A 23,512-nucleotide genomic window follows, 5' to 3' on the forward strand; every position below is an offset into this window, starting at 1 on the left:
CTTATAAAGCTTCTACTACTTCATCTATCTCCATAATTTTTAAGTCGTCAGCTATTATTAAATCAGCATCCGTTAAATCTTTTATTTCTTCTACAGTTACACTTGGATTTATTTCTTTTAATAAAAGTCCTTCCTTCGTAACTTCCATTACTCCAAGCTCTGTAACTATTAAATCAACTGCGCCCGCTGCAGTAAGAGGTAATGTACAACTTTTTAATATTTTTGATTTTCCCTTTGCAGTATGTTGCATAGCAACTATTACCTTTTTGGCTCCAGTAACTAAATCCATTGCTCCACCCATACCTGGAACTAACTTCCCTGGTATAATCCAGTTAGCTAAATTCCCTTTTTGATCTACTTCAAGTGCTCCAAGAACTGTCATATCAACATGGCCTCCTCTAATAAGACCGAATGACATTGATGTATCAAAGAAAGCTCCATTAGGAAGTATAGTTACATATTGTCCACCAGCATTTGTTATATTTATATTTTCTTCTCCACGCTCTGGTGCTTTTCCCATTCCAACCATTCCATTTTCTGATTGAAAAGTTACATTTATTCCTTCAGGTATATAATTTGTAACTAAAGTTGGAAGGCCTATTCCTAGGTTTACTAATTGCCCATCTTTAAGTTCTTGTGCAACTCTTTTTGCTATTATTTGTTTAGCATCCAAACTACTCTCCCCCTTTTACTATGTGATGAACTAGTACTCCAGGAGTCATTACTGAATCTGGATCTATTTCTCCAACATCGACTATACTATCAGCTTCAACTATTACAGTATCTGCTGCCATAGCTATTAAAGGATTAAAGTTTTTTGTAGTTCCTTTATAGAATGTATTTCCAAATTTATCTACTGTACTTCCCTTAACTAAAGCTAAATCTGCTCTTAAAGGAAGTTCAAGTAAATAATCTTTTCCATTTATGTTAAGCTTTTCTTTACCCTCTTCAACTAATGTATTAACTCCAGTTGGAGTAAGTATTCCCCCAAGTCCAAATCCACCTGCTCTTACTCTTTCAATAAGTGTTCCTTGAGGAGAAAGTTCAACATCTAAAACTCCTTCATTCATAAGCTTTCCTGTTTGAGGATTGGTTCCTATGTGAGATGCTATAACCTTTTTTACTTGGTTATTCACAATAAGTCTTCCTATTCCTTTATCAACAAAGCTTGTGTCATTACCTATAATAGTTAAGTTACGTACATCCATTTCTATTAATAAATCTATTAATTTTTCAGGTGTTCCACAGCCCAAAAATCCGCCTATCATTATAGTCATATCATCTTTTATTAAATCTTTTAAATCATTAGCATTCACAAGTTTGTTCATATTGTACCTCCTTAAGCCCTAGAATTTTTCTAGTTTCAGCAGGAGTTGCTATTTCTCTTCCAAGCTCTTTTGCTATTCTCACTACTTTTTCGACAAGTTCTGCATTCGATTTTGCTAAAACTCCTTTAGATATATAAACGTTGTCTTCAAATCCTACTCTTACATGGCCCCCCATAATTATTGAAATAGCAGCCATTTCAAATTCACTTCTTCCTATTCCAGCTACAGTAAACGTTGCATCATGAGGTATGCTTTCTTTCATAAATACTAAGTCCCTTGGAGATGCACTAATTCCACCGTTTACTCCCATTACGAAGTTAAAATGCATTGGAGCTTTTATGTATCCTTTTCTGTGAAGTCTTAAAGCCATGTCTATCATACCTTTGTCAAATACTTCAATCTCTGGCTTTATATCAAGGCCTATCATTTTTTCTCCAAATTCTTTTATTGTGTTTTCAGTGTTTACAAATATATCGTCTCCACCAAAGTTACAAGTTCCACAATCTAGAGTTGCCATTTCTGGCTTTAAATTAACTGGTTGAAGTCTTTCTGCATTGCTCATTCCAACAGCCCCACCAGTAGATGGCTGAATTATAGCATCTGGACATCTTCTTTTTATTTCTTCTATACATTCTCTAAATCTATTTATATCTTGCGTTGGAGTCCCATCATCATTTCTAACATGAAGGTGAATAATACTAGCCCCTGCCTTATATGCCTTTTCTGCTTCTTCTCCTATTTCAGTTACTGTATAAGGAACACTAGGGTTGTGCTCCTTAGTAACTTCTGCTCCACATATAGCTGCAGTTATTATTAATTTTTCCATAATGTTCCCCCCTATTTTCTTTGCTTATCCTTTGGAACTACACAAGTTCCACTTGCTCTACATACAACTATTGGCTCTTGTAGTACATCTGCAGCTGAATCATTTATATCCTGTCTTGGAACTATAACTTTTCTAGCTTCAAATACCATTTTTCTTGATGTATTTCCACAGTGTACTATTTCTCCAACTGCTTCTATATAATCACCTGCATATACTGGAGCTAAAAATTCAACAGAGTCGTATGCTCTAAAAAGTCCTTCATCTCCATCATTTATAATTAAAAGTTCTGTTGCTACGTCACCAAATAAGTTAAGCATCTTAGCTCCATCAACTAAATTTCCACCATAGTGTGCATCATGCATACTCATTCTCATTCGTATAACTGCTTTCATATTAATACCCCCCTCTATTTTTTAAACAGTTGCAGCCACTTCTTCACTTTCTTTTGCTAATTTTAATTCTTCTATAAGAGCTGGTATTACTTTATTTACATCTCCTACTATTCCAACATCAGCTACTTCAAATATTGGTGCAGATAGATTTTTATTTATAGCTATTATAAATTCAGATTCTTCCATTCCAGCTACGTGCTGTATTGCCCCGGAAATACCACAAGCTATGTAAAGATCCGGTCTTACTGTTTTACCTGTTTGACCTACTTGTCTTGCGCTATCTATAACTCCTGCATCTACCATAGCACGAGAAGCAGATACTATTCCCCCAAGGTTTTGTGCAAGTTCTTCAAGAGCTTCGAAGTTTTCTTTAGTTCCAACTCCTCTACCTCCAGAAACTAATATATTAGCTTCTTCAATATTAACCTTTTGCTTTTCTTCTTTTACAACTTCAAGTATTTCAACATTCATATCTTCTTTTGTAAATTCTATTATGTATTCTTCAATATTACCTTCTCTACTTTCATCTTTAGCAAGCTTTTGCATTACCCCTGGTCTTACTGTAGTCATTTGTGGTCTGTAATCTGGGCAAACTATTGTAGCCATTATGTTTCCACCAAATGCTGGTCTTGTCATAAGTAAATTATTGTTTTCTTCATCTATATCAAGTGAAGTACAGTCTGCTGTAAGTCCTGTATGTACTCTAGCAGAAACTCTAGGAGCTAAGTCTCTTCCTATTGCAGTTGCTCCTATTAACATAGCTTCAGGCTTTTTATCATTTATAAGAATTGTAAGTGCTTTCGTATAAGGCTCTGTCATATATATATCAAGTGCCTTATCATCTACTACAACTACATCATCTGCTCCGTATGATATAAGATCTTTTGCTTTATCTTTTATGTCATGGCCTAATATTACTGCTGTAAGTTTTGAATTTAATTTATCTGCTATCTCTCTTCCTTTTCCTAAAAGTTCTATTGATACATTTTGAACTTTTTTACCTCTTTGCTCTACGAAAACCCAAACACCTTTATATTCTGAAATACTCATATTAAGATCCCCCCTAAGTTATATAATGTATTTTTCCTTTAGTTTTTCAACTATTATTTTTGCTCCCTCTTTTGCATCTACTTCAAATACTTTTCCAGCACTCTTTGCTCCCTTAGTAAATGATTTTTTAACTTTAGTAGGAGAACCTTTAAGACCCATATTTGCCATGTCAACTTCTATATCATTTACAGTCCATATCTCTACTTGCTTTTCTCTATAAGCATCAAATATGCCCCCTACACTCATGTATCTAGGTTCATTCATTTCCTTTAATGTAGTTATAAGACATGGAGTTTTAACCTTTATTTTGTGATATCCATCTTCAAATACTCTTTTTAATATAATATCTTTTTCATATATATCTAAATCCTCAACATAACTTACATGAGGTATTTGTAAATGTTCTGCTATTTGAGGTCCAACTTGTGCTGTATCTCCATCTATTGCCTGTCTTCCAGCTATTATTAAATCGTAATCTAATTTTTTAAGTGCTCCTGCTATTGTACTTGATGTAGCCCATGTATCTGCACCTGCAAATGCTCTATCAGTTAAAAGTATTGCTCTATCTACACCCATTGCAAATGCTTCTCTTAATGCTTCTTCAGCTTGTGGTGGCCCCATTGTAATTACTGTAATATTTGCTCCAATTTCATCTTTTAATCTTAGAGCTGCTTCAAGTCCACTCTTATCATCTGGATTTATAATACTTGGTATCCCATCTCTTATTAATGTTCCTGTTTTAGGATCAAGTCTAACTTCTGTAGTATCTGGTACTTGTTTTATACAAACAACTATATTCATGTTTAATCCCCCCTGTTTATTTAAGTACGTTAGCCGCTATAACCATTCTTTGAACTTCTGAAGTTCCTTCATATATTTCTGTTATCTTTGCATCTCTCATCATTCTCTCTACTGGATATTCTCTTGTATATCCGTATCCACCATGTAACTGTACTGCCTTTGTTGTAACTTCCATTGCTGTTTCTGAAGCATATAATTTTGCCATTGCAGCTTCTTTAGAGAAAGTTACCCCTAGGTCTTTAGTCTTAGCAGCCTTGTAAACAAGCATTCTTGCTGCTTCAGTTTTTGTACTCATATCTGCAACCTGGAATTGCGTATTTTGGAAATATGATATAGGTTTTCCAAATTGTCTTCTTTCTTTTACATAAGAAACAGTTTCATCTATTGCTCCTTGAGCTATACCTAATGCTTGAGCTGCTATTCCTATACGTCCACCGTCTAGTGTTTTCATAGCAATACCAAATCCCTTACCTTCTTTTCCAAGTAAGTTTTCTTTTGGAATTCTACAGTTTTCAAATATAAGTTCACAAGTTGCAGAACCCTTTATTCCAAGTTTGTGCTCTTGTTTTCCTATGCTAAATCCTTCAGTTCCTTTTTCAACTATGAATGCTGATATACCCTTTGTCCCTTTACTTTTATCTGTCATTGCCATAACTATGTAAGTATCTGCATATCCTGCATTAGTTATAAATATCTTAGAACCATTTATTATGTATTCATCTCCATCTAAAACTGCTATAGTTTGTTGACCAGCAGCATCAGTTCCTGCATTAGGTTCAGTTAATCCAAATGCCCCTAATTTTTCTCCCTTTGCTAGCGGAGTTAAATATTTTTGTTTTTGAGCCTCTGTTCCAAATTCATAAATAGGTGCTGCACATAATGAAGTATGAGCAGAAACTATTACCCCAGTAGTTCCACAAACCTTAGATAATTCTTCTACCGCCATAGCATAAGCTAAATTATCTGCACCTTGACCTCCATATTCCTTAGGAAAAGGTATTCCCATAAAGCCATACTTTGCTAATTTTTTAACAGTTTTTATAGGAAATTCTTCCTTTTCATCTACCTCATGGGCAAAAGGCTTTACCTCTTTATCTGCAAATTCCTTATACATTTTTTGGAGCATATTATGCTCTTTTGAAAAACAAAATTCCATTGTTATTCCCCCTTTTTTATTGTCTTCTATTATTAATGTTTATAAATAAAAGGCACTGAAAGATTTTCAGTGCTTTTTTCTACAATAGAAAAAAGCTATAAATGTAATGAAAATCCTTCTTTTCACTACATAAATAGCTCTCCATAATATCTTATGGCAGTTATAGGGCATTTCTGCTCTATACCCAAGAACATACTTAAGAACAAATATATTCTTTCGGCAAAGAAACCATTCGCTTTTAGTATCGGACGTTCTTATCCTTAACATCTAAAAGTTACCCTTTTCCTTGCACCTCTATTTATGCCAATTTTTAATTTTGCCTTTATTTATAATGTTTATAATATTCTTGATTTGATTGTATATCTTTGACTAATTATTGTCAATCCCATTTTTGGCTTTTTATGTAAATTTTTGGAAATCGATTAAAAATTAATTAGCTCGTACTTATACAAATATATATGCATAAAAAAAGCTATTTATGCAATGAAAATTTTTCTTTTCACTACATAAATAGCTCTCCATAACAATCTATGGCAGTTATAGGGCACTTCTGCTCTATACCCAAGAACATACTCAAGAACAAATATATTCTTTCGGCAAAGAAACCATTCACTTTCAGTATCGGATGTTCTTATCCTTAACATCTAAAAGCTACCCTTCCCCCTGCACCTCTATTTATGTTAAAATTTTTACTTTTTTAATCTTGTTTATAACTTTCATACTATTTCTTGTTTTCATTATATATTTTAATCCATATATTGTCAATTGTATTTTTGAATTTTTAATCGAAATTTTCAGAAAATATTTTTAATTATTCAACTTCATTTTCACTTTCTGAATTTTCATTTTCAATTATTTTATTTTCTAAATTCTTTTTTCTGTTATCCAATGGATTTAGGTTTATATGATGAACTCTTTCTTCTTCACCTGGCTTCATTATAACATCTTCCATGCGAATTTTACCATTTGGAGTATGAGCTATAACTTGAGCTTGTCTATAACCCTTATGATAAACCCATGTATAATTGTCGTTTACTAATTCATCTAAGTCTTCAGATGATATTAAAGCTTTTGCTTGAGGCTTACCGTATTTATCTTTTAATATTACTGCTATAGTTTCATCGTCTATAACTTCATATTCATTTTTTTCTTTTGGATTTACAATTTCTAAGTTAGATTTTCTGTTGTCTAATGTGTCTCCATTTATATGCTTGATTGGAGCTTTCGTGTCTAATATTACAGATTGAAGGTTTCTCTTAGTACCTTTCATTTTCTTATTTGCTTTATTTACAGTTAAGTTTTGAACTAAGTAGCTATTAAAATCTTTGTGCCATTCAGCAAACCAATCTCCTATAGCTTGAACTTTTTCTAGATCTTCAGTATCTATTTTAGCCACAAACTCAGCATTCTTTTTATTAAGTATTGTAATAAGGGTAACTGAACCTTGAGTTTCATACTTATTTTCTTTTGTCTTATAATTATTTATGACAAACACCTCTTTCTTTTATTCATATCATTTAAGTGTAACAGAATTAAACAATAAAAGCTAATAAGTTTTATTTTAAACTTATTAGCTTATTTACATACATTAATTACACAATAAATAATCAACTCATTATCTAATTTCATAATAATCCATTGTCGATGTTTCTATGAAGCCACAGGACTTATATAAATTGAGAGCATTAGAGTTTTCAGCAGCCACTTGAAGCATAATTTCACTTGCATCGGCCTCTTTTAATTTTTCTATAGCCATCATTAAAATTGATCTTCCATATCCCTTCCCACGATACTCAGATAATACACCTAATCCATAAATTCCACCGATTCCAGAATGCAATTGAATATGAACCTTTCCAACAATATTTTGGTCTATTTCTGCCAGATATATAGTCATTCCTCTCTTTTCTTCCTCTTCAGGTAATATTATATCTTGTTCAGCATCAAATTCGCCATTAAAATAAATTGTATTTTGTCTAGCAATCTCAATCGCATCTGCATTTGTTGCTTTTCTAAAGGTGATTTCACCAAATTTACTTTGAAGTAGTTCTAAGTTATCTTTTTTAAGATACATTTCATATTCTGAGTGTCTGTACTGTGCTCCAATTTCTTTTATAAATTTCTGCCCAGAATTTGACTTTCTATCACTTAGTAGAAGCATACACCCGGAATTTCTTTTCTTCCAATCTTCAATAACTAAATCACTTAATGTCTTAAACACACCTTGGCCCCTGTATTCAGGATGTACCATACCATTTGCTTCTATAGGTCCTCCAAATCTACACGTTCCAATATATCCAATAAGAGACTCTCCGTCAAAATACATAAATTCATTTAAATTTCCAATGCTTGTATTTTTACTTTCAGAAGAAACTGCCAGTTTATAATCGAGTTCAAGTTTTAGGGCTGTTTGATCTTTATTTATACATTCCTCTTGAAGTTTATTTATCAACTCGTAATCCTCATGGTCAATAAACTCTTTAAGTTTTATCCAAGGCCTTTGTATATTCTTCATGAAAATATCTCCTTATATTATTATTTTAATTTGCCCACAGCAGAAATATAAACAACGTATTCATTTTCTCCATTTATACGAAGAAGATCGTCAAAAGCTTCTTGGACATACCCTGCAATTGCACAAGTGCCAAATCCAATGCCCTCACATGCTAAATATAAATTTTGACATACATGGCCAATATCTAAAAGCATTAATCGGTGGGCTTCACAATGATATCTCCATTCTCCACGATATGGAATGCACGACCATAAGAATACAACAGGTGCTTTTCCCAACCATATAGCTTCATCTTGATAATTTTCACCACCGTAAGCATATGTAAGTTTATGTGGCAAATTATCTTCAGAATGACAAAATGCAAGTTTATGTTCTAATGGCAAATAAATATAAATACCTTTTTCTAATCCTTCTACATTATTAACTGCAAGATATGTCTCATATGTATGTCTGCCCCCTGCAGAAGGAACCGGACGCAATGTTATATGACCTGTCTTTTTATATGCAGGTATAACTCTTTGCACACCTTGAGTCGACCATAACAAAAACGATAACTCTTCTAATGTAATTGGCATATCAGTATAATTCCGTCTACTTCTACGGTTATTAAGGCAAGAGTATAAGTCACTTTGTTTAATAATATTCTTATCTACAGCTGGAAGTTCAATAATTTTAAAATTGCTATCAATTGCTTTATCAACAGGTGGTGCTGGCAAACCACGTTCTTGATCTGAAACGAATTCACGTTCAGGAATATCAAATCCACTTTTCATAAAACTTCGATTATCTCTAAAAGAGTCCATATTGTATCCCCCTTGATAATATATATCCCAATGGACAGGTTTCTATATCAATACTCTAATTCCTTCTATTCACTTTATTATATTATATATAATTTTTTATTTATTAGTTTATGTAGCTAAGAAAAGTATATTAAAAATGTAAATAATAAATCCTATAAAAATTTAAAAGGAGTTACTTTTTTTTATAAAGCAACTCCTTTTAATCTATTTTTCTATTTTCTTTTCTATACGGCTAGTTGTATTGTTTTCTTCAGGATCTGGGTTTACATCATCATTGCCTCTTCTATCGCACCCAGCAAAAACTAAGCTCATTGTAATTAATCCTAGTGCTGTTAGTTTTTTTATCATTTTGTGACCTCCTAATTTAGACTTCAAATATATTATTATATTAATAAATTAAACTTATTCTGTATAACTTTACCTATATTTGAATAAGAGGCCAATATGAACTTTTTTTAATTTATATATTTAAAACTCCATTGATTTTTCGGAATATACTTAGATACATCTTTGTTTATAAAGTCCTTTGAGTTTTCAGGCACATATCCTTCAAAATATCTTTTCATGCATTTTTTATCTTGAATATTATGCCATCTTTCAGGAACATATACCGTTTTTACAAGTCCACGATATACTCCAAATACATAGCTACATTGTTTAACTCTATCTATTGAACACTTCCAATTTCCCCTTGTTATTTTATATAATTCTTCTTCTGACATATCTTTTTTATAACTTCCATTTATGCATACTAACAATATCTTAGTATCATCTACTATAAGTTTTTCTGCATCGTATTTTGATTTTATATCAGTTGCACTCATTAAACCTCTATCATTTGATTTGTGGCCTGCTTTAATATTAGCTAAATTCTCCAATCCAAAACAGTCTATTAGCGCTGATTCAATCTCAAAAGCCGTTTCCTCATCTAGACCATGTCTTATAATTATAGGTTCTAATTCATAACCATCACTTATTATATTTTGAATGGTACTTATCTTGTCGATTTTCTTTCCTCTTCCTCTAAATGCTTCTTCTATATGAGAAAAGGCCCTATTTCTAATCCCTTTACCAATATAAAAAAACTTATTATTTCTTGGGTCTTTTAATCCATACACATAATATCCTAGCTTTTCAATAACTAATTGAGAAAACATACATAATCCCCCTACTGCGTATTATTCATATTACAGTATATGCATTTTCCTTTTTATACTATAAAATAACTGCAAAAATTAGTTTTGAATTACTTTCAGAATTATTTTCCCAACGATGATTTATTCCTGCAGGTATTTTTATACTATCTCCCTTGTATAAAGTGAATTTTTCGTTATCAAAGTATAAATTTACTTCGCCTTCTAATACATACGATATTTCATATCCATTGTGGAAAATAAAATCATTACATGAAGATGTATTTGGCGATAAATTCATTATTGCAAACTCTAAATTATCATTATTTCCAGGGGTTAGCATTTCATAAATAACATTATCACTTCCTGGTAATATAACTTTGCTTCTTTTATCTCCTCTTACTATTAAATCTTCTTTTATAACTTCTGAAGTGAAAAATGTAAATAAAGGTGTATTTAATGCATTTGCAATTGATTTTAATGAGTTTACAGATGGATTAGCAAGACCTCTTTCTATTTGACTAAGTAGTGATGGAGTAATATTAGCTAATTCTGATAACTCTCTAACATTTAAGTTTTTATTTTTTCTAACTTGTGCTATTTTTTCTCCTATATTTAAATCGCTCATTAATATCTCCTTTAATCCTTCGTAATTTCTTTTTATTATATCATAATATAAAAAGGATATACCTCATGTATTAAGATATATCCTCTACTAATTTAAGTATTTTATATATTAGTCTTCAAAATATCCTTTAGGATATAATGGGAACTTTGAGATAAGTTCTCTTGCTTCAACTTTACAAGAATCTAAGTTTTCTATATCTTGTGGATTTGAAGCTGCTTTATTCATTATACTAGCAATCTTAACTACTTCATTTTCCTTTAATCCACGTTGTGTAATTGCAGTAAGTCCAATACGTACACCACTAGTTACAAATGGCTTTTCTGTATCAAAAGGAATCATATTTTTATTTACAGTTATTCCTACATATTCTAGGGCTTTTTCAAATTCTTTTCCAGTTAAGTTCTTTGGTCTTAAATCAACTAACACTATATGATTGTCAGTACCACCACTTACAATACGGAATCCATATGTAGATAGTTCATTAGCCAATGTCTTGGCATTTACTACAACTTGTTTCATAATTTCTCTAAATTCTTCAGTTGCTAAATATCCTAGTGAAAAGGTTTTAGCTGCCATGGTATTTAAGTGCATAGATCCTAGTGTTCCTGGGAAAACAGATTTATCAATTTTCTTTGCATGTTCTTCTTTACATAATATTAACCCACTTCTTGGACCACAGAAAGTTTTTGTTGTAGAGCTTGAAACAAAATCTGCATATGGAACTGGACTTGGTATAACTTTAGCCGCTACTAACCCTGCAACATGGGCCATATCAACCATAAAATATGCTCCAACTTCATTAGCTATTTTGCTTATTCTTTCATAATCTATAAGTCTTGGATATGAACTTGCTCCAGCTATTATAAGCTTTGGTTTATGTTCTATGGCTTTTCTTTCAAGCTCTTCATAATCTAATAATTCTGTTTCAGGATTTACTCCGTAAAATACAAAGTTATATATATTATAAAGGAAGTTTGCTGTAGAACCATGAGTTAGATGTCCACCTTGGTCTAATCTCATACCTAAAACAGTATCATTTGGTTTTAGTATAGCATTATAAACACAGTAGTTAGCAGTAGATCCTGAATATGGTTGAATGTTTACATGCTCTGCTCCAAATAATTCTTTTGCTCTTTTCCAAGCCAAAGTTTCCAATTTATCTGCATGTTGTGACCCAGCTTGAAATCTATTCCCTGGATATCCTTCTTCTGTTTTGTTAGTAAATACACAACCACTTAATTCAAGTACTTCTGTTGGAGCTGTACTTTCTGAAGCAATCATTTCTATATTATACTCCTGTCTATCTAATTCATCTACTACTATTGCATATACTTCTGGGTCTGATATTTTTGTTGTTTTTAACATAAATTATTCCCCCTTATAAACTTAATATTTACTATTAATATATTTAAAAAGTGTATATAAATATGAAATTTATATACACTTTTATAACATTAAGACATACCCCTTAAGTCTTTTGTATTATTTCTTTATAACATCCATTCCCATATATGGTTTTAGAACCTCTGGAACTACTACTGATCCATCAGCTTGTTGGTAATTTTCTAAAATAGCTGCAAAACTTCTACCTATAGCTAGCCCTGATCCATTTAATGTATGTGCATACTCTGCCTTAGAGTTTTTATCTCTTTTAAATCTTATCCCAGCTCTTCTTGCTTGGAAATCTTCACAATTTGAACAAGAAGAAATTTCAACATATCTATTATAACTTGGCATCCAAACCTCTACATCGTATTTAAATGCAGCTGTAAAGCCTAAATCTCCAGTACATATTCTGACTACTCTGTATGGTATATTTAACATTTGTAATAATTTTTCTGCATTGTTAGTTAATTTTTCTAATTCATTGTAAGATTGCTCTGGTGCTACTATTTTTACCATTTCTACTTTGTTAAATTGATGTTGTCTTATTAACCCTCTAGTGTCTCTACCTGCAGATCCAGCTTCTGATCTAAAGCATGGAGTGTATGCAGTGTAATTTATTGGTAAATTTTCAAATGGTATTATTTGATTAGCATGTATATTAGTTAATGGAACTTCTGATGTTGGTATTAAATAATAATCTAGTCCCTCTATTTTAAACATATCTTCTTCAAACTTTGGAAGTTGCCCTGTTCCAAAAAAGCTATTTTTATTAGCTATAAATGGGGGTATTATCTCTGTATACCCTTGTTCTTCTATATTAGTATTTAAGAAAAAGTTTATTAAAGCTCTTTCTAGTCTTGCTCCTAAGCCTTTATATAAAGTAAATCTTGACCCTGTTATTTTAGCTCCCATTTCAAAGTCTAATATACCTAAATCTGTTCCTATTTCCCAATGAGGTTTGTGCTCAAAGTTAAATTTAGTAGGCTCTCCCCATGTTCTCACTTCAACATTATCTTCATCAGTTTCACCTTGAGGGACATTTTCATTTGGCACATTTGGTATTCTTATTAACTTGTACTCAAGTTCACTTTCTACTTCCCTAACTTTTTCATCTAAAATTTTTATTTCATCTGATAAATCTTTTAATTTAGCTTTTTCCTCACTTGTATCCTTACCTTCTTTTATAAGTTTAGGTATATTACTAGATTCTATATTCATCTTATTTTTAAGTGTCTCTACTTCTTGAAGTAAATCTCTTCTTTTATCATCTAATGCTACAACTTCATCTAGGTTAAATTCTTTTTCCCCTCTTCTTGCCATAGCATTTTTTATATCTTCTAGATTCTCCCTTATTCTTTTTATGTCTAACATATTAGCCCCTCCTGTCTTATCATCTGTATAATAAGCGTTATATATAATTAGGTTTGATTAAATATTATTTAATTAATTAAGTTATATTTAATTATATTTTACCTAGAACATACTATATTGTCAAATAGTTTTTAATAAATTAAATGTAATTTAACATAATAAAAGACGGCTATTGCCGTCTTCACTTGTTACTATAAACTTTTAATAGATTTTTAATCCTTGTAATAATCTCATCTCGCACATGTGTAGGTTCTAAACATTCACATTTATCACCCAAGCTAAGCAAAAGATTATATCCAAATTCATCTTCTAAAAATGGAAAGTCTACCATTAATTTATTATCTCCATAAGATTGAATATTTTCTTCTCCACAGTGTTCCACCATTCTATCTCTTAGTGATTCATGGACCAAAAGCTTGATTATAATAATATTGTTTTGTATATAGTCCCACGACCCTAATGGTTGGGGATCAAATTCTCGTGGAGTAAATTTATCTTCTAGAATTTGCAGTTCCGAAATACGAGATAGTTTAAAAATACGGAAATCCTGACTAAAACTACAGTAACTTTGTAAATACCAATTGGATTCCTTTAATATCAATCTATAAGGCTCAACTCTTCGATTGCTTTTTTTACCATCACGATTATAATAGTCAAAGGATATAATTTTTTTCTCATTTAATGCATTTTTTATTTTTTCAATATTGTATTGCAAGTTCTTATTTCCAATCCATGGAGTAAGGTCGATAGTAATCTGATTTGATTTTAATTCAATATCTCTAATATGTTCATCTGGAACTAAGCCCTTCACTTTTGCAATAGTATTAATAATATTTTCATTTGTCATTGTTGAAGATATGCCTTTAAGCCCCCTTAAAAGGGTTTCTATGTCAGAAGTAGTAAAAAGTTTCTTATCAATTTTATATTCTTCAATAATTCCAATACCACCATTAATTCCAGGATAAGTAATTATGGGTATACCCGCTGAGTTAATACTTTCTATATCCCTATATATAGTTCGAGGACTTACTTCAAACATTTCAGCAAGTTTAGTTGCACTAATTTTTTTACGTTCAAGTAATATCATAATAATAGAAATTAGCCTATCTATTTTCAATTTCATCAATCCTTTATTTTATTTATTTTATCATATAAATATGACATACTGTTGTCAAGGTTGCATGATAAAATAGATCTGTATTAATTAGAGAATATTAATAATAAAAATAACTTACAAAAGGAGAATGACAATGGATTTTTTAAAAGAGTTTAATAGAATAATGGAAGAAACAACTAACATAGCCTTAGCAACTGCTGTAAATGATATACCAAATGTAAGGATCTTAAATTTTTGTTATAATCCTCAAAACAAAGGTGTTGCTTATTTTTCATCATTTAGAGGTAACCCTAAGACAATAGAATTTGCCCAAAATAATAAGGTAGCATTTACAACAATACCAATAATGCAAACTGAAAATAGCGAACATGTTAGAGTTACTAATGCCACAATTCAAAAAAGTGATTTAACAATATATGATTTAAAAGATGAATTTATAAAAAAACTACCAAGTTATGAAATGTTAATAGCACAGACTGGGAATATGTTAGATATTTATGAGATTCATTTTAATGAAGCATCTGTAATTATAGCGCCCGACAAAAGTGATAAAATAACTTTATAAATACTTTTAGTTACTATAATATATTTATGTAAACCAATCTTATCTATATTGAAATTTGGAATAATAAAAGACGGCTATTGCCGTCTTCTTTTAATAAGGTGAATTTATGAGACTGTCATCTCATGTTCAGTTATAAGACTAGTAATTTTTTCATTTACAGCTTCAGAAGTAGTATTTAATGAGTATGCCAATTCTGCAAACAATATATTTTGAATAAGATCTAATAGTTGTTTATCTCTTATGTGGAATTTCCTGCCAGCTGTTTCAATTTTAATCTTTTGTCTCATCAAAGTATTAACTATCATAGAAATTTCTTTACGATTTCCTGTCTTTACAATATCAGAATAAATTTGGCTTCGATGATTATCTATATCTATCCATTCTATACCTGGAAGCTCAAAAAATTCTATGATTTTTTCTGCTTCGTCTTTATTTAGAAGTTGTAGCATAATTACCTTATCATTATCTATAGGAGTACTTATTTTTAATTTTGGATCTTCAATGGGATGTAAAATGTAATAAGTTTTGGTAACACCCGAATGTTCCCTTTCAACTATATCATCTATGCGGCAAATACCATGTGCTGAATATATAATCAAATCATCTATATTAAACATTGATTTTTCTCCTTGTTCTATATTGTCAACATAGTTGACTAAGGATATTTTATCTTATTTTTCGATAATTGTCAACTTAGTTGACATCCTGAAGTGTTTTGTATATATTTAAGTAGTAATTAAAATGATTGGAGTGGAATGAATGAATTCTGAATTAGAAAATTTAAATTTAATTGACTTAATAAGTGAGCGTCATGTTCTCCTTCGTAAGATATTAGAAGAAGCTTGGAACGATAGTAGTAATATTTATATTTCAAATTCTGAATGGTTTATTATGGCAAGAATATATAAAAAACAAACAACTATTTCATATGTTTCAAAACATGTAGACATTTCTCGTCAGGCAACTCATAAGTTCATAAAAAGCCTTGAGCGTAAAGGGTTAATTGAAATTAAAAATTCAAGAATTAATAATAAAGATAAGTGCATACAGTTAACTACATTAGGTGAGAAATGTTATGAAAAAGCCCTGTCTCAAAAATCGAATCTCGAGGAAAAAATAGCACAAAAAATTGGAGTTGAACAATTAAAGTTTCTTAAAGATATTTTAAAATCTGACTGGGGATTATAGTTTATTACTTAAAAATAAGCTAATAAGTTTATTTTTAACTTATTAGCTTATTTAAATACATTAATTAAATTTTAAATTTATTCAAATCTAAACTAACTTGCTTCGTTCTCTTCACCAGAGAATTGACTCTGATAAAGATCAGCATAGAAACCACCTTGATTAAGTAGTTCCTTATGGTTACCCATTTCAATAATACTTCCTTTATTCATAACTAAGATAAGCTCTGCATCACGGATAGTAGAAAGTCTATGAGCAATTACAAAACTTGTTCTATTCTTCATTAAATTAGACATAGCTTTTTGAATTAATACTTCTGTTCTCGTATCAACACTACTAGTAGCTTCATCTAGAATTAAAATTGTAGGGTCTGCAAGTATAGCACGTGCAATAGTTAGAAGCTGTTTTTGTCCTTGAGAAATATTAGTTCCTTCTTCATTAAGAACTGTATCATACCCCTGATGAAGTGTTCTTATAAAATGGTCTGCATGAGCTGCTTTTGATGCACGTACAATCTCATCCATAGTTGCTCCTTCTTTTCCATAAGCTATATTTTCTTTAATTGTTGCATTATATAGCCATGTATCTTGAAGAACCATACCAAACATTTTACGAAGTTCACTACGCTTAATATCATTTATGTTAACACCATCAATGCTTATTTTACCACTATTTAATTCATAAAAACGCATTAATAGGTTAACAAGAGTTGTTTTACCAGCACCAGTTGGCCCAACAATGGCAACTGTATGCCCTTGTTTTACATCTAAGTTCATATTTTCTATAAGTGGTACATCTTCTTTATATCTAAAGTCTACATTTTCAAATTTAACATCCCCTCTTGGGTTTGTAAGCACTACTGCATCACTACTATCAGGAATTTCTTCTTCTTCATCAATTATTTGGAATACTCTTTCTGCACAAGCAATTGTTGATTGAATAACATTTGCTATATTGGCAGTTTGAACAATCTTTGTGTATTTAACCTTAAAATATTAATTAGTCGTCTAATATATTTTATGATATCATTTAGCCGACTAACTTTCAATATATATATTATTTTTCTCTATATAACAATATGCATATTATAAGTTAGATTATATATTTTACAAAACTGGATATACTTCAAATTAATAGGAGGTGGAAAAATGAAACCAGCTAAAGGACTTTTTTTATCTGAGCTTGTGGATTTTGCTATAACTCATTTACCTGAAAATATAGATTTTGTTGATGAAGATGACGATGACTTTGATTATAGTTATTATGATTTTGATGATTATGATTATGGTACTGATATACCTAATGATGCAGAAAAAACTATATTGAATACATTAAATAATCCCTTTAATTTTAAATAACATCAATATTACTATATGGTAGGTCTTGGGATAAAGGAGATATTTTTATGAATTTTTTACAAGGTCAAGAAACACTTACTACCATTGAGTGGATTTTGCGTGCTGTTATTGCTTTTTTGTTTTTGGTTATTGTTGCAAAGGTTTTAGGACAACGTAGCATATCCCAATTAAGACTACTTGATTTTGTTATCGCTTTAGTAATTGGAAATATTATTGCCCATCCTTTGTCTGACGAAAATCTTGGATTAAAAGGGTCTCTGATTACAACAGTTGTACTAGTTGTTCTATATCTTGTTGGAGTATTTAGCGTTCTTAAATTTCCATCTATAAGAAAACTTATTAATCATAAACCAATCACAATTGTCAAAGATGGAGAAATTCTTTATGAAGGATTAAAAAAGGCAAGAATATCTATTGATATATTATTAGAAGAATTACGTGAAGAAAAGGTAGAAGATGTGAAAAAGGTGGCATTAGCAATTTGGGAGGCTGACGGAAAGATTTCTGTTTTTTTAGATCCAAAATATCAACCGATTACTCCTTCATTCTACCAAATGAAAACAGAGCCCTTTGAGTTACCTAGGACAATTATTAAGGACGGTAAAATTAATTCCGAGGAACTAAAACAAACTAATAAAGATGAAAACTGGGTTGCTTCCAGTTTAGAAAAATTATATAAAACTGAAATAAAAAACGTTCTACTTGCTACCCTTGATAGTAAAGATAATCTAAAGATTTTTTTATATGAATAAGAAAAAGGTATTACCATAACTTTATGGTAATACCTTTTTCTTATTCATATATATCGGAAAACTCAATGTGAATTTTTTCTACATTAGTTTGTTGTGTAAAATCATTTACTATATTTATATCCTCTTCTTCAGTAATAGTTTTCACAGGTAATTCAATAATAAACTTTGTTCCTTTCCCAAATTCACTTTTTACAGAAATTTTACCCCCATGCATTTCAATTAGAGATTTAACAAGTGATAAACCTATTCCGCTTCCCTCATGTCTTCTGCTTAGTAAATGATCAACTTGCCTAAATCTTTCAAAAATCATTTCTTGTTTTTCTTTTTCTATACCTATGCCTGTGTCTTCTACCGAAATTATAATATTATCTACAACATCATGAATTACAACTTTTATTTCATCATTAGTTTTTGTAAATTTTACAGCATTTGAAATAAGATTTAGGATAATTCTTTCCATTTTCTCTGGATCAAAAGCCATGACTTTTTCTTCTACATCTGTATCAAATATAATTGTTCTTGACTTATTTTCTGCATATTCAACAGTAGATAAAGTTATATTTTCAACAACTTCTACAATATTTTTATTTTGCAAATTTAGTTCTCCAAATCCAGAGTCTATTTTAGTAATGTCAATTAAGTTATTAACTAATCTTAATAATCTATAACAATTTTGCTTCATTATATTTATATGTTTATCAATTTTTTCATTCTCAAAGTTTTCCTTATCATTTTTAATATATAACGGTAACAATTGTATTGTAGAAAAAATCATGTTTATTGGCGTTTTTAACTCATGAGATATATTAGAGAAAAATTCAGTTTTTAGCCTATCATATTCAATTGTTTCTTCTAATAATCTTTTATTTTCTTTTATCAATTTATTAAAACTTTTTGCAAGTACACCTATTTCATCTTCGCTATCTATATCACATTGAACAGATAAATCTCCTTTAGTAGCTATTTCCATATGTTTTTTTAGTTTATTAATAGGCTTAACTATAGTATCAATATGGTAATATAATAATATTAGAATTAAAACGAGAATACCAATTCCCATTAATAACATAAAATTCCTTAACATTACTATACTCTTAGTTTCTTCATCGTAATTAGCACTCATTGCGATAGACCATTCTGTAGATTTAACAGGCATGTATGAAGCTATTTTCTTTATACCCTTATGTTCATAATATTTTATTCCTACTTCGTCATTTATCATTTTTTTGCCCAGATCAACGACATCTTTATTTTTATCATTTAATAGATTAAATTTGTATAAATAATGCTTATCTGGATGAGCCACAACTACACCATCTTTGTTAATCATATATGCATAGCCACCAGTTCCTAGTTTTTCATCGTTGATTATATCTGTAATTACAGATAAGTTTACATCTAACCCAACCAAACCTATAATGGCTCCATTATCATCTTTAATAGGTGTTGCAACAACAATAATATAGTTTCCAGTATCTTTTGATATTATAGGTTTTGAAATAATTGTATTCCCACTATTTATAACTTCATAAAAATAATCTCTATCTGAAATAGTACCTTTATTCCCATCAATAGATAAATAATTACCTTTTATATCGCTAATAAATAAAAACTCATACTCTTTATTATATAATTTTTTATTATTAGAAACATATTCTTCAAATGCTCCATAATCCATATTTTTAGCTATATCCATAGAAGCAAACATGTTCACTACTGACTTCCATTTTTCTAGTTTATATTCAACATTAGATACTAGCTTTTCAGCCTTATTTTGAGCTAACAACTCAACATAATCAATTATTATTTCTTGAGATTTATAGTATGCAACAAATGACAACACTAAAGTACCTAGTATGGATAATAAAAATACAGGTATCATTATCTTTTTCTTTAAGCTTTTCATATATTTAGCCCTTTCTTTAACATGTAACATATAATATTTACATGTTTTATGATAACATATATAAGTTGGATGAAAAGAGCGAATCTCCTCTTTTTTTGTATAAAAATAAATTTTTACATAAAATTTGTCGTATTTAAATTATTAAATAAACTTGTCAATATAGATACAAATTAAAAGGAGTTACTCTAGATTTTCTAGAGTAACTCCTTTTAATAATATTTATTAACATAAAACAACTATTTAATAATAAGAGACAGTATAATCCCTATAAATAGTGTCATGCTCAAAATTTTCATATCTCTCTCATCCGATTCTATTATAGATTTCAATGCTTTTTGGAATTTCATATGTATTACACTCCTTTTTTATTTATGTAATTAATTCAATATGAACATGAGTATAGACAAAAAAACAAGTAAATATAAACTAAAAAGGGACATATTATAAATTTATAATATGTCCCTTTTTAGTTTATATTTCTCGCTGTTTTAACTTGTATGATTTCATTAAATAGACAGAATACAATATGCAAATTATTCCTGTTATAATCACCATATATGTCTCCATTTCCAAATTGCTGTTAGTAATAGTTCCACTTATATTAAAAAATATGTGATAAAGTACACACGGTATTATGTTGTTTGTAAAAGCAACTAATAAAGCTAGAACAATTCCAATTAAAATTCCAACTATAACCTGATTTACTTGGTCAGCCATAGAATATCCCCTTAGTAAATTTACAACATGACCTATACCAAATGTTGTTCCTGAAATAATAACTGCTTTTATCGTTCCACTTTTTTTCAAAATGCCTTGATAAAGAAAGCCTCTAAACAGTAATTCCTCAATGAAGCCCACACATATCATAGTTAAAATTCCAAGAGCAAAACCTGTGTATCCAAGTTCTTGATTTATGCCTCTGAAATAATGAATAAATATAGTTATTATTAATGGTATATAAAATAGAGTTTTGAACAAATCAGATTTTTTCATTTTATTGAATCCATAATATACATCTAATAAAACAATAGTGCAATATATTTTAGATATCTGATTTATTCAAAATTTTCATAATAAAAGACGGCTAATTGCCGTCTTATTTCAATATATTACATGGTTTTCCTAAATAATATCCTTGCCCATAATCTACACCTAATTTAATTAGGGTTTCTAATTCTTCCTTAGTTTCTATACCTTCACATATAGTTTTTGTTTTAGAATATTTATTATAATCTACAATTCTTCTTATTAGATCTTTTTTCTTATCTTCTTTATCTATATCCTTTATAAACTTTGCATCTACTTTTACAAAATCGCTAAATATAGATATACGTATATCCATATTTGAATATCCAACTCCAAAATCGTCTAGTGCAATTCTTATACCTAGAGCTCTTATATTTTGCAAACATGTTTTTAATTTTTTCATATCATTAATCTGAACATATTCAGTTAACTCTATAATTATTTTTTCTCTCAACTCTATATTCAAACTTTTTAAAAAATTATATATTTCATCAAAGTTTTGTTTCAATGTTTTAGGATCTATATTAACAAACACGTATTTATCTTTTTCTAGTCCTCTAAATCCATTTATTGAGTTTTGTATTGTTAATAATGTAAATTCTCCTATAAGGTTAAATTTATATACATCATCTATTAAATTTTTCGTATTTCTATATTTAGAGTGATACGCCCTAGTTAAGCTTTCATATCCATATATTGATCCTGTTTTCAAATCTATTATTGGTTGATATAAACAATATAACTTGTTATTTTTTATAATTCGCTTAAGAATGTATTTTCTTAATATTTCTTTAGTATAAATGTAGTTAATTAGTAATACTATACAAAATATTAACATTGCATAAATAATAATATTTTCCATACTCTCCTCCTAAGTCGTTATATATGTTTATTATATATATGAGACAAGTCATATTATTGTTCCAATATAAAATGTGGATTTTAACATATCAAAAAAAGAGTTACTTTAGATTTTCTAAAATCACTCTTTATAAAATATTTATATATGTCCTATTCTATATTCTTCAATTACTTTTTAATACTCTGATAACATAATTGAACAACACCTGAGGAGAATCTTTTTACGTCAGTAAGTTCAAATCCTTTTCTCTCATTTATGCCAACAAATAAAGGCTTACCTGAGCCTAAAATAATAGGATGAATAGATAATCTATATTCATCAACAAGTCCTAGATTTATAAATGTTGTTATAATACTTGATCCACCATATAACCAAATATTTTTACCTTGTTCTTTCTTTATTTTTTTTACTTCTTCCTCTAAATTTTTATTTATCAATATAGCATTACCATCGACCTGATTTAAAGTCTTTGAAAAAACATATTTCTTCTTGGTACGAAGTAGTTCCCACATTTCTTTTTCGTCATCATAAACCTCACTTTGTGGGATATATTGTCCCCATAAATCATAGCTTTTTCGTCCATATAATATAGTATCAATATCATTTAAAAAATCTTATACTATTTTTTGCATTTTATCAATAGAAACTTCATTGGAGGTTTATCTTTATTATCACTATCTATTTCATCAATCTCACAAAATTCTATAAGCCCATATTCTTGAAAATCTTTTTTTATTGACTCAGAGTCATAAAAAAAGATTTTTACTCCGTTCATTGTTTCATAATAGTTTTCATCAAGTTTTTGGCCTTTTCCAAACATAGGAGCTTTTTTTGAAATAGCTGTAAATATCATATATCCACCTTGTTTTAATTGATCATAACAATCACTAATAAATTTTTTTCTTTCATTTTCATTTAATAAATGAATAAGTGCATAGCTAAATATACCTTCATAAAGCTTATCTTCAAAAGGCATATCTCCAACTGAACCATGATAAATATTAATATTAACCCCACATTGTCTTGCCAAATCAATAGCTGTTTTTGAGATTTCGATTCCTGTAACACTTATATTATTATCAATGAATACCTTTGCATTTCTTCCATAACCAATACCTGGTATTAATATATCTTTTATATTATTTTTAATAAAGAAATCTTTTGCGATAACAGCTGATTCTGATGGCTTAAATCCCCACATTGTTTTTCTTTCTATAAAACTTTTTTCCCAAAATTCCGTCATACCTATTCTCCTTAAAATATATTTTTGAATTTACTCTTTAATTTGCTTAAACAATATTTAAATTAATTATATTATAGACTCAAATTATCTATAAATAATAGCCGTTAAC

26 protein-coding genes, 1 pseudogene and 2 riboswitches are annotated in these 23,512 nt (G+C 29.6%); of the genes and pseudogenes, 4 read left to right on the forward strand and 23 right to left on the reverse strand.

The genetic code is table 11. From position 1 onward, the window contains the following. Position 1 precedes the first annotated feature (1 nt). The 16 genes from ACUSRV_RS12120 to ACUSRV_RS12195 all read right to left on the reverse strand — a co-directional run bounded on the left by ACUSRV_RS12120 (position 2) and on the right by ACUSRV_RS12195 (position 14,506). On the reverse strand, positions 2-673 hold the full coding sequence (locus tag ACUSRV_RS12120; protein WP_490142228.1) for a 3-oxoacid CoA-transferase subunit B: 672 nt from the start codon (positions 671-673) through the stop codon (positions 2-4). Position 674: 1 nt separating this feature from the next. After that, positions 675-1,328: an acetate CoA-transferase subunit alpha gene (atoD, locus tag ACUSRV_RS12125; RefSeq protein ID WP_490142229.1), complete on the reverse strand. Its 654-nt coding sequence runs from the start codon at positions 1,326-1,328 to the stop codon at positions 675-677. After that, positions 1,306-2,154: a 3-keto-5-aminohexanoate cleavage enzyme gene (gene kce, locus ACUSRV_RS12130; protein ID WP_490142230.1), complete on the reverse strand. Its 849-nt coding sequence runs from the start codon at positions 2,152-2,154 to the stop codon at positions 1,306-1,308. The genes atoD and kce overlap by 23 nt, the downstream gene beginning before the upstream one ends. An 11-nt stretch (positions 2,155-2,165) precedes the next feature. Next, positions 2,166-2,546, reverse strand: coding sequence for a 3-aminobutyryl-CoA ammonia lyase (gene kal, locus ACUSRV_RS12135; RefSeq protein ID WP_490142231.1), 381 nt, complete (start codon positions 2,544-2,546; stop codon positions 2,166-2,168). A 21-nt stretch (positions 2,547-2,567) separates the two neighbouring features. Continuing rightward, complete coding sequence (locus ACUSRV_RS12140; protein ID WP_490142232.1) at positions 2,568-3,596, reverse strand: electron transfer flavoprotein subunit alpha/FixB family protein; 1,029 nt, start codon at positions 3,594-3,596, stop codon at positions 2,568-2,570. A gap of 18 nt (positions 3,597-3,614) precedes the next feature. Next, entirely contained in the window at positions 3,615-4,397 is a 783-nt protein-coding gene (locus ACUSRV_RS12145; RefSeq protein ID WP_490142233.1) for an electron transfer flavoprotein subunit beta, read from the reverse strand. A gap of 16 nt (positions 4,398-4,413) precedes the next feature. Then, the gene (locus ACUSRV_RS12150) at positions 4,414-5,553 is read right to left on the reverse strand and encodes an acyl-CoA dehydrogenase (RefSeq protein WP_490142234.1); all 1,140 of its coding nucleotides are present in this window, start codon (positions 5,551-5,553) and stop codon (positions 4,414-4,416) included. 126 nt (positions 5,554-5,679) lie between these two features. Beyond that, a riboswitch (Lysine riboswitch) is annotated at positions 5,680-5,858 on the reverse strand. Positions 5,859-6,056: 198 nt separating this feature from the next. Next, a riboswitch (Lysine riboswitch) is annotated at positions 6,057-6,235 on the reverse strand. 129 nt (positions 6,236-6,364) lie between these two features. Beyond that, a complete protein-coding gene (locus ACUSRV_RS12155; protein WP_490142235.1) occupies positions 6,365-7,048 on the reverse strand; it encodes a hypothetical protein in 684 nt (227 codons plus the stop codon). A 120-nt stretch (positions 7,049-7,168) separates the two neighbouring features. Then, positions 7,169-8,068, reverse strand: a complete 900-nt coding sequence (locus tag ACUSRV_RS12160) for a GNAT family N-acetyltransferase (RefSeq protein WP_490142236.1) — start codon at positions 8,066-8,068, stop codon at positions 7,169-7,171. Positions 8,069-8,088: 20 nt separating this feature from the next. Then, entirely contained in the window at positions 8,089-8,871 is a 783-nt protein-coding gene (locus ACUSRV_RS12165) for a SagB/ThcOx family dehydrogenase (protein ID WP_490142237.1), read from the reverse strand. 204 nt (positions 8,872-9,075) lie between these two features. Next, positions 9,076-9,219, reverse strand: coding sequence for a hypothetical protein (locus ACUSRV_RS12170; protein WP_490142238.1), 144 nt, complete (start codon positions 9,217-9,219; stop codon positions 9,076-9,078). Positions 9,220-9,326: 107 nt separating this feature from the next. After that, positions 9,327-10,028: an LEM-3-like GIY-YIG domain-containing protein gene (locus ACUSRV_RS12175; RefSeq protein WP_490142239.1), complete on the reverse strand. Its 702-nt coding sequence runs from the start codon at positions 10,026-10,028 to the stop codon at positions 9,327-9,329. 58 nt (positions 10,029-10,086) lie between these two features. Then, on the reverse strand, positions 10,087-10,632 hold the full coding sequence (locus ACUSRV_RS12180) for a cupin domain-containing protein (protein ID WP_490142240.1): 546 nt from the start codon (positions 10,630-10,632) through the stop codon (positions 10,087-10,089). Between the two features lie 108 nt (positions 10,633-10,740). Beyond that, positions 10,741-11,997, reverse strand: coding sequence for a serine hydroxymethyltransferase (gene glyA / locus ACUSRV_RS12185; protein ID WP_490142241.1), 1,257 nt, complete (start codon positions 11,995-11,997; stop codon positions 10,741-10,743). Between the two features lie 117 nt (positions 11,998-12,114). Beyond that, positions 12,115-13,389 (reverse strand): serine--tRNA ligase, encoded by a 1,275-nt coding sequence (gene serS / locus ACUSRV_RS12190; protein ID WP_490142242.1) that lies wholly within the window; start codon positions 13,387-13,389, stop codon positions 12,115-12,117. Between the two features lie 181 nt (positions 13,390-13,570). Continuing rightward, the gene (locus ACUSRV_RS12195) at positions 13,571-14,506 is read right to left on the reverse strand and encodes a helix-turn-helix transcriptional regulator (protein ID WP_490142243.1); all 936 of its coding nucleotides are present in this window, start codon (positions 14,504-14,506) and stop codon (positions 13,571-13,573) included. Positions 14,507-14,639: 133 nt separating this feature from the next. Here ACUSRV_RS12195 and ACUSRV_RS12200 point away from each other — a divergent pair, with 133 nt between their 5' ends. Continuing rightward, positions 14,640-15,071: a pyridoxamine 5'-phosphate oxidase family protein gene (locus ACUSRV_RS12200; protein ID WP_490142244.1), complete on the forward strand. Its 432-nt coding sequence runs from the start codon at positions 14,640-14,642 to the stop codon at positions 15,069-15,071. 104 nt (positions 15,072-15,175) lie between these two features. Here ACUSRV_RS12200 and ACUSRV_RS12205 read toward each other — a convergent pair whose 3' ends face one another. Further along, positions 15,176-15,688, reverse strand: a complete 513-nt coding sequence (locus tag ACUSRV_RS12205) for a CarD family transcriptional regulator (protein ID WP_490142245.1) — start codon at positions 15,686-15,688, stop codon at positions 15,176-15,178. A 142-nt stretch (positions 15,689-15,830) separates the two neighbouring features. On the opposite strand from ACUSRV_RS12205, the gene ACUSRV_RS12210 reads away from it, so the two are divergent. Next, on the forward strand, positions 15,831-16,259 hold the full coding sequence (locus tag ACUSRV_RS12210; RefSeq protein ID WP_490142246.1) for a MarR family winged helix-turn-helix transcriptional regulator: 429 nt from the start codon (positions 15,831-15,833) through the stop codon (positions 16,257-16,259). A gap of 92 nt (positions 16,260-16,351) precedes the next feature. On the opposite strand, the pseudogene ACUSRV_RS12215 reads toward ACUSRV_RS12210, so the two are convergent. After that, a pseudogene (locus ACUSRV_RS12215) lies at positions 16,352-17,209 on the reverse strand (ABC transporter ATP-binding protein); the annotation flags it as partial. A gap of 195 nt (positions 17,210-17,404) precedes the next feature. Here ACUSRV_RS12215 and ACUSRV_RS12220 point away from each other — a divergent pair. Both ACUSRV_RS12220 and ACUSRV_RS12225 read left to right on the forward strand, forming a co-directional pair. Continuing rightward, positions 17,405-17,614 carry a hypothetical protein gene (locus ACUSRV_RS12220; protein WP_490142247.1) on the forward strand — a complete coding sequence of 70 codons (210 nt, stop codon included), beginning with the start codon at positions 17,405-17,407 and terminating at the stop codon, positions 17,612-17,614. A gap of 47 nt (positions 17,615-17,661) precedes the next feature. After that, a complete protein-coding gene (locus tag ACUSRV_RS12225) occupies positions 17,662-18,366 on the forward strand; it encodes a DUF421 domain-containing protein (protein ID WP_490142248.1) in 705 nt (234 codons plus the stop codon). Positions 18,367-18,406: 40 nt separating this feature from the next. On the opposite strand, the gene ACUSRV_RS12230 is transcribed toward ACUSRV_RS12225, so the two are convergent. The 5 genes from ACUSRV_RS12230 to ACUSRV_RS12250 all read right to left on the reverse strand — a co-directional run bounded on the left by ACUSRV_RS12230 (position 18,407) and on the right by ACUSRV_RS12250 (position 23,403). After that, positions 18,407-20,272 carry a sensor histidine kinase gene (locus ACUSRV_RS12230; RefSeq protein WP_490142249.1) on the reverse strand — a complete coding sequence of 622 codons (1,866 nt, stop codon included), beginning with the start codon at positions 20,270-20,272 and terminating at the stop codon, positions 18,407-18,409. A 471-nt stretch (positions 20,273-20,743) separates the two neighbouring features. After that, on the reverse strand, positions 20,744-21,265 hold the full coding sequence (locus ACUSRV_RS12235; protein WP_490142250.1) for a CPBP family intramembrane glutamic endopeptidase: 522 nt from the start codon (positions 21,263-21,265) through the stop codon (positions 20,744-20,746). Positions 21,266-21,368: 103 nt separating this feature from the next. Further along, complete coding sequence (locus ACUSRV_RS12240; protein WP_490142251.1) at positions 21,369-22,160, reverse strand: EAL domain-containing protein; 792 nt, start codon at positions 22,158-22,160, stop codon at positions 21,369-21,371. Between the two features lie 167 nt (positions 22,161-22,327). Next, complete coding sequence (locus ACUSRV_RS12245) at positions 22,328-22,672, reverse strand: dihydrofolate reductase family protein (RefSeq protein ID WP_490142252.1); 345 nt, start codon at positions 22,670-22,672, stop codon at positions 22,328-22,330. Positions 22,673-22,779: 107 nt separating this feature from the next. Beyond that, positions 22,780-23,403 carry a class I SAM-dependent methyltransferase gene (locus ACUSRV_RS12250; protein ID WP_490142253.1) on the reverse strand — a complete coding sequence of 208 codons (624 nt, stop codon included), beginning with the start codon at positions 23,401-23,403 and terminating at the stop codon, positions 22,780-22,782. Positions 23,404-23,512 lie beyond the last annotated feature (109 nt).

Source organism: Sporacetigenium sp. TC11 (assembly GCF_058146105.1).

Bases quoted from the DNA above. Each gene is read 5' to 3' on its own strand.
- atoD (WP_490142229.1), bottom strand. From the start codon at position 1,328: ATGAACAAACTTGTGAATGCTAATGATTTAAAAGATTTAATAAAAGAT.
- ACUSRV_RS12240 (WP_490142251.1), bottom strand. From the start codon at position 22,160: ATGGAAAATATTATTATTTATGCAATGTTAATATTTTGTATAGTATTA.
- ACUSRV_RS12205 (WP_490142245.1), bottom strand. From the start codon at position 15,688: ATGTTTAATATAGATGATTTGATTATATATTCAGCACATGGTATTTGC.
- ACUSRV_RS12165 (WP_490142237.1), bottom strand. From the start codon at position 8,871: ATGGACTCTTTTAGAGATAATCGAAGTTTTATGAAAAGTGGATTTGAT.
- serS (WP_490142242.1), bottom strand. From the start codon at position 13,389: ATGTTAGACATAAAAAGAATAAGGGAGAATCTAGAAGATATAAAAAAT.
- ACUSRV_RS12200 (WP_490142244.1), top strand. From the start codon at position 14,640: ATGGATTTTTTAAAAGAGTTTAATAGAATAATGGAAGAAACAACTAAC.
- glyA (WP_490142241.1), bottom strand. From the start codon at position 11,997: ATGTTAAAAACAACAAAAATATCAGACCCAGAAGTATATGCAATAGTA.
- ACUSRV_RS12235 (WP_490142250.1), bottom strand. From the start codon at position 21,265: ATGAAAAAATCTGATTTGTTCAAAACTCTATTTTATATACCATTAATA.
- ACUSRV_RS12220 (WP_490142247.1), top strand. From the start codon at position 17,405: ATGAAACCAGCTAAAGGACTTTTTTTATCTGAGCTTGTGGATTTTGCT.
- ACUSRV_RS12175 (WP_490142239.1), bottom strand. From the start codon at position 10,028: ATGTTTTCTCAATTAGTTATTGAAAAGCTAGGATATTATGTGTATGGA.
- kal (WP_490142231.1), bottom strand. From the start codon at position 2,546: ATGAAAGCAGTTATACGAATGAGAATGAGTATGCATGATGCACACTAT.
- ACUSRV_RS12170 (WP_490142238.1), bottom strand. From the start codon at position 9,219: ATGATAAAAAAACTAACAGCACTAGGATTAATTACAATGAGCTTAGTT.
- ACUSRV_RS12245 (WP_490142252.1), bottom strand. From the start codon at position 22,672: ATGTGGGAACTACTTCGTACCAAGAAGAAATATGTTTTTTCAAAGACT.
- ACUSRV_RS12250 (WP_490142253.1), bottom strand. From the start codon at position 23,403: ATGACGGAATTTTGGGAAAAAAGTTTTATAGAAAGAAAAACAATGTGG.
- ACUSRV_RS12210 (WP_490142246.1), top strand. From the start codon at position 15,831: ATGAATTCTGAATTAGAAAATTTAAATTTAATTGACTTAATAAGTGAG.
- ACUSRV_RS12180 (WP_490142240.1), bottom strand. From the start codon at position 10,632: ATGAGCGATTTAAATATAGGAGAAAAAATAGCACAAGTTAGAAAAAAT.
- ACUSRV_RS12140 (WP_490142232.1), bottom strand. From the start codon at position 3,596: ATGAGTATTTCAGAATATAAAGGTGTTTGGGTTTTCGTAGAGCAAAGA.
- ACUSRV_RS12160 (WP_490142236.1), bottom strand. From the start codon at position 8,068: ATGAAGAATATACAAAGGCCTTGGATAAAACTTAAAGAGTTTATTGAC.
- ACUSRV_RS12225 (WP_490142248.1), top strand. From the start codon at position 17,662: ATGAATTTTTTACAAGGTCAAGAAACACTTACTACCATTGAGTGGATT.
- kce (WP_490142230.1), bottom strand. From the start codon at position 2,154: ATGGAAAAATTAATAATAACTGCAGCTATATGTGGAGCAGAAGTTACT.
- ACUSRV_RS12145 (WP_490142233.1), bottom strand. From the start codon at position 4,397: ATGAATATAGTTGTTTGTATAAAACAAGTACCAGATACTACAGAAGTT.
- ACUSRV_RS12150 (WP_490142234.1), bottom strand. From the start codon at position 5,553: ATGGAATTTTGTTTTTCAAAAGAGCATAATATGCTCCAAAAAATGTAT.
- ACUSRV_RS12230 (WP_490142249.1), bottom strand. From the start codon at position 20,272: ATGAAAAGCTTAAAGAAAAAGATAATGATACCTGTATTTTTATTATCC.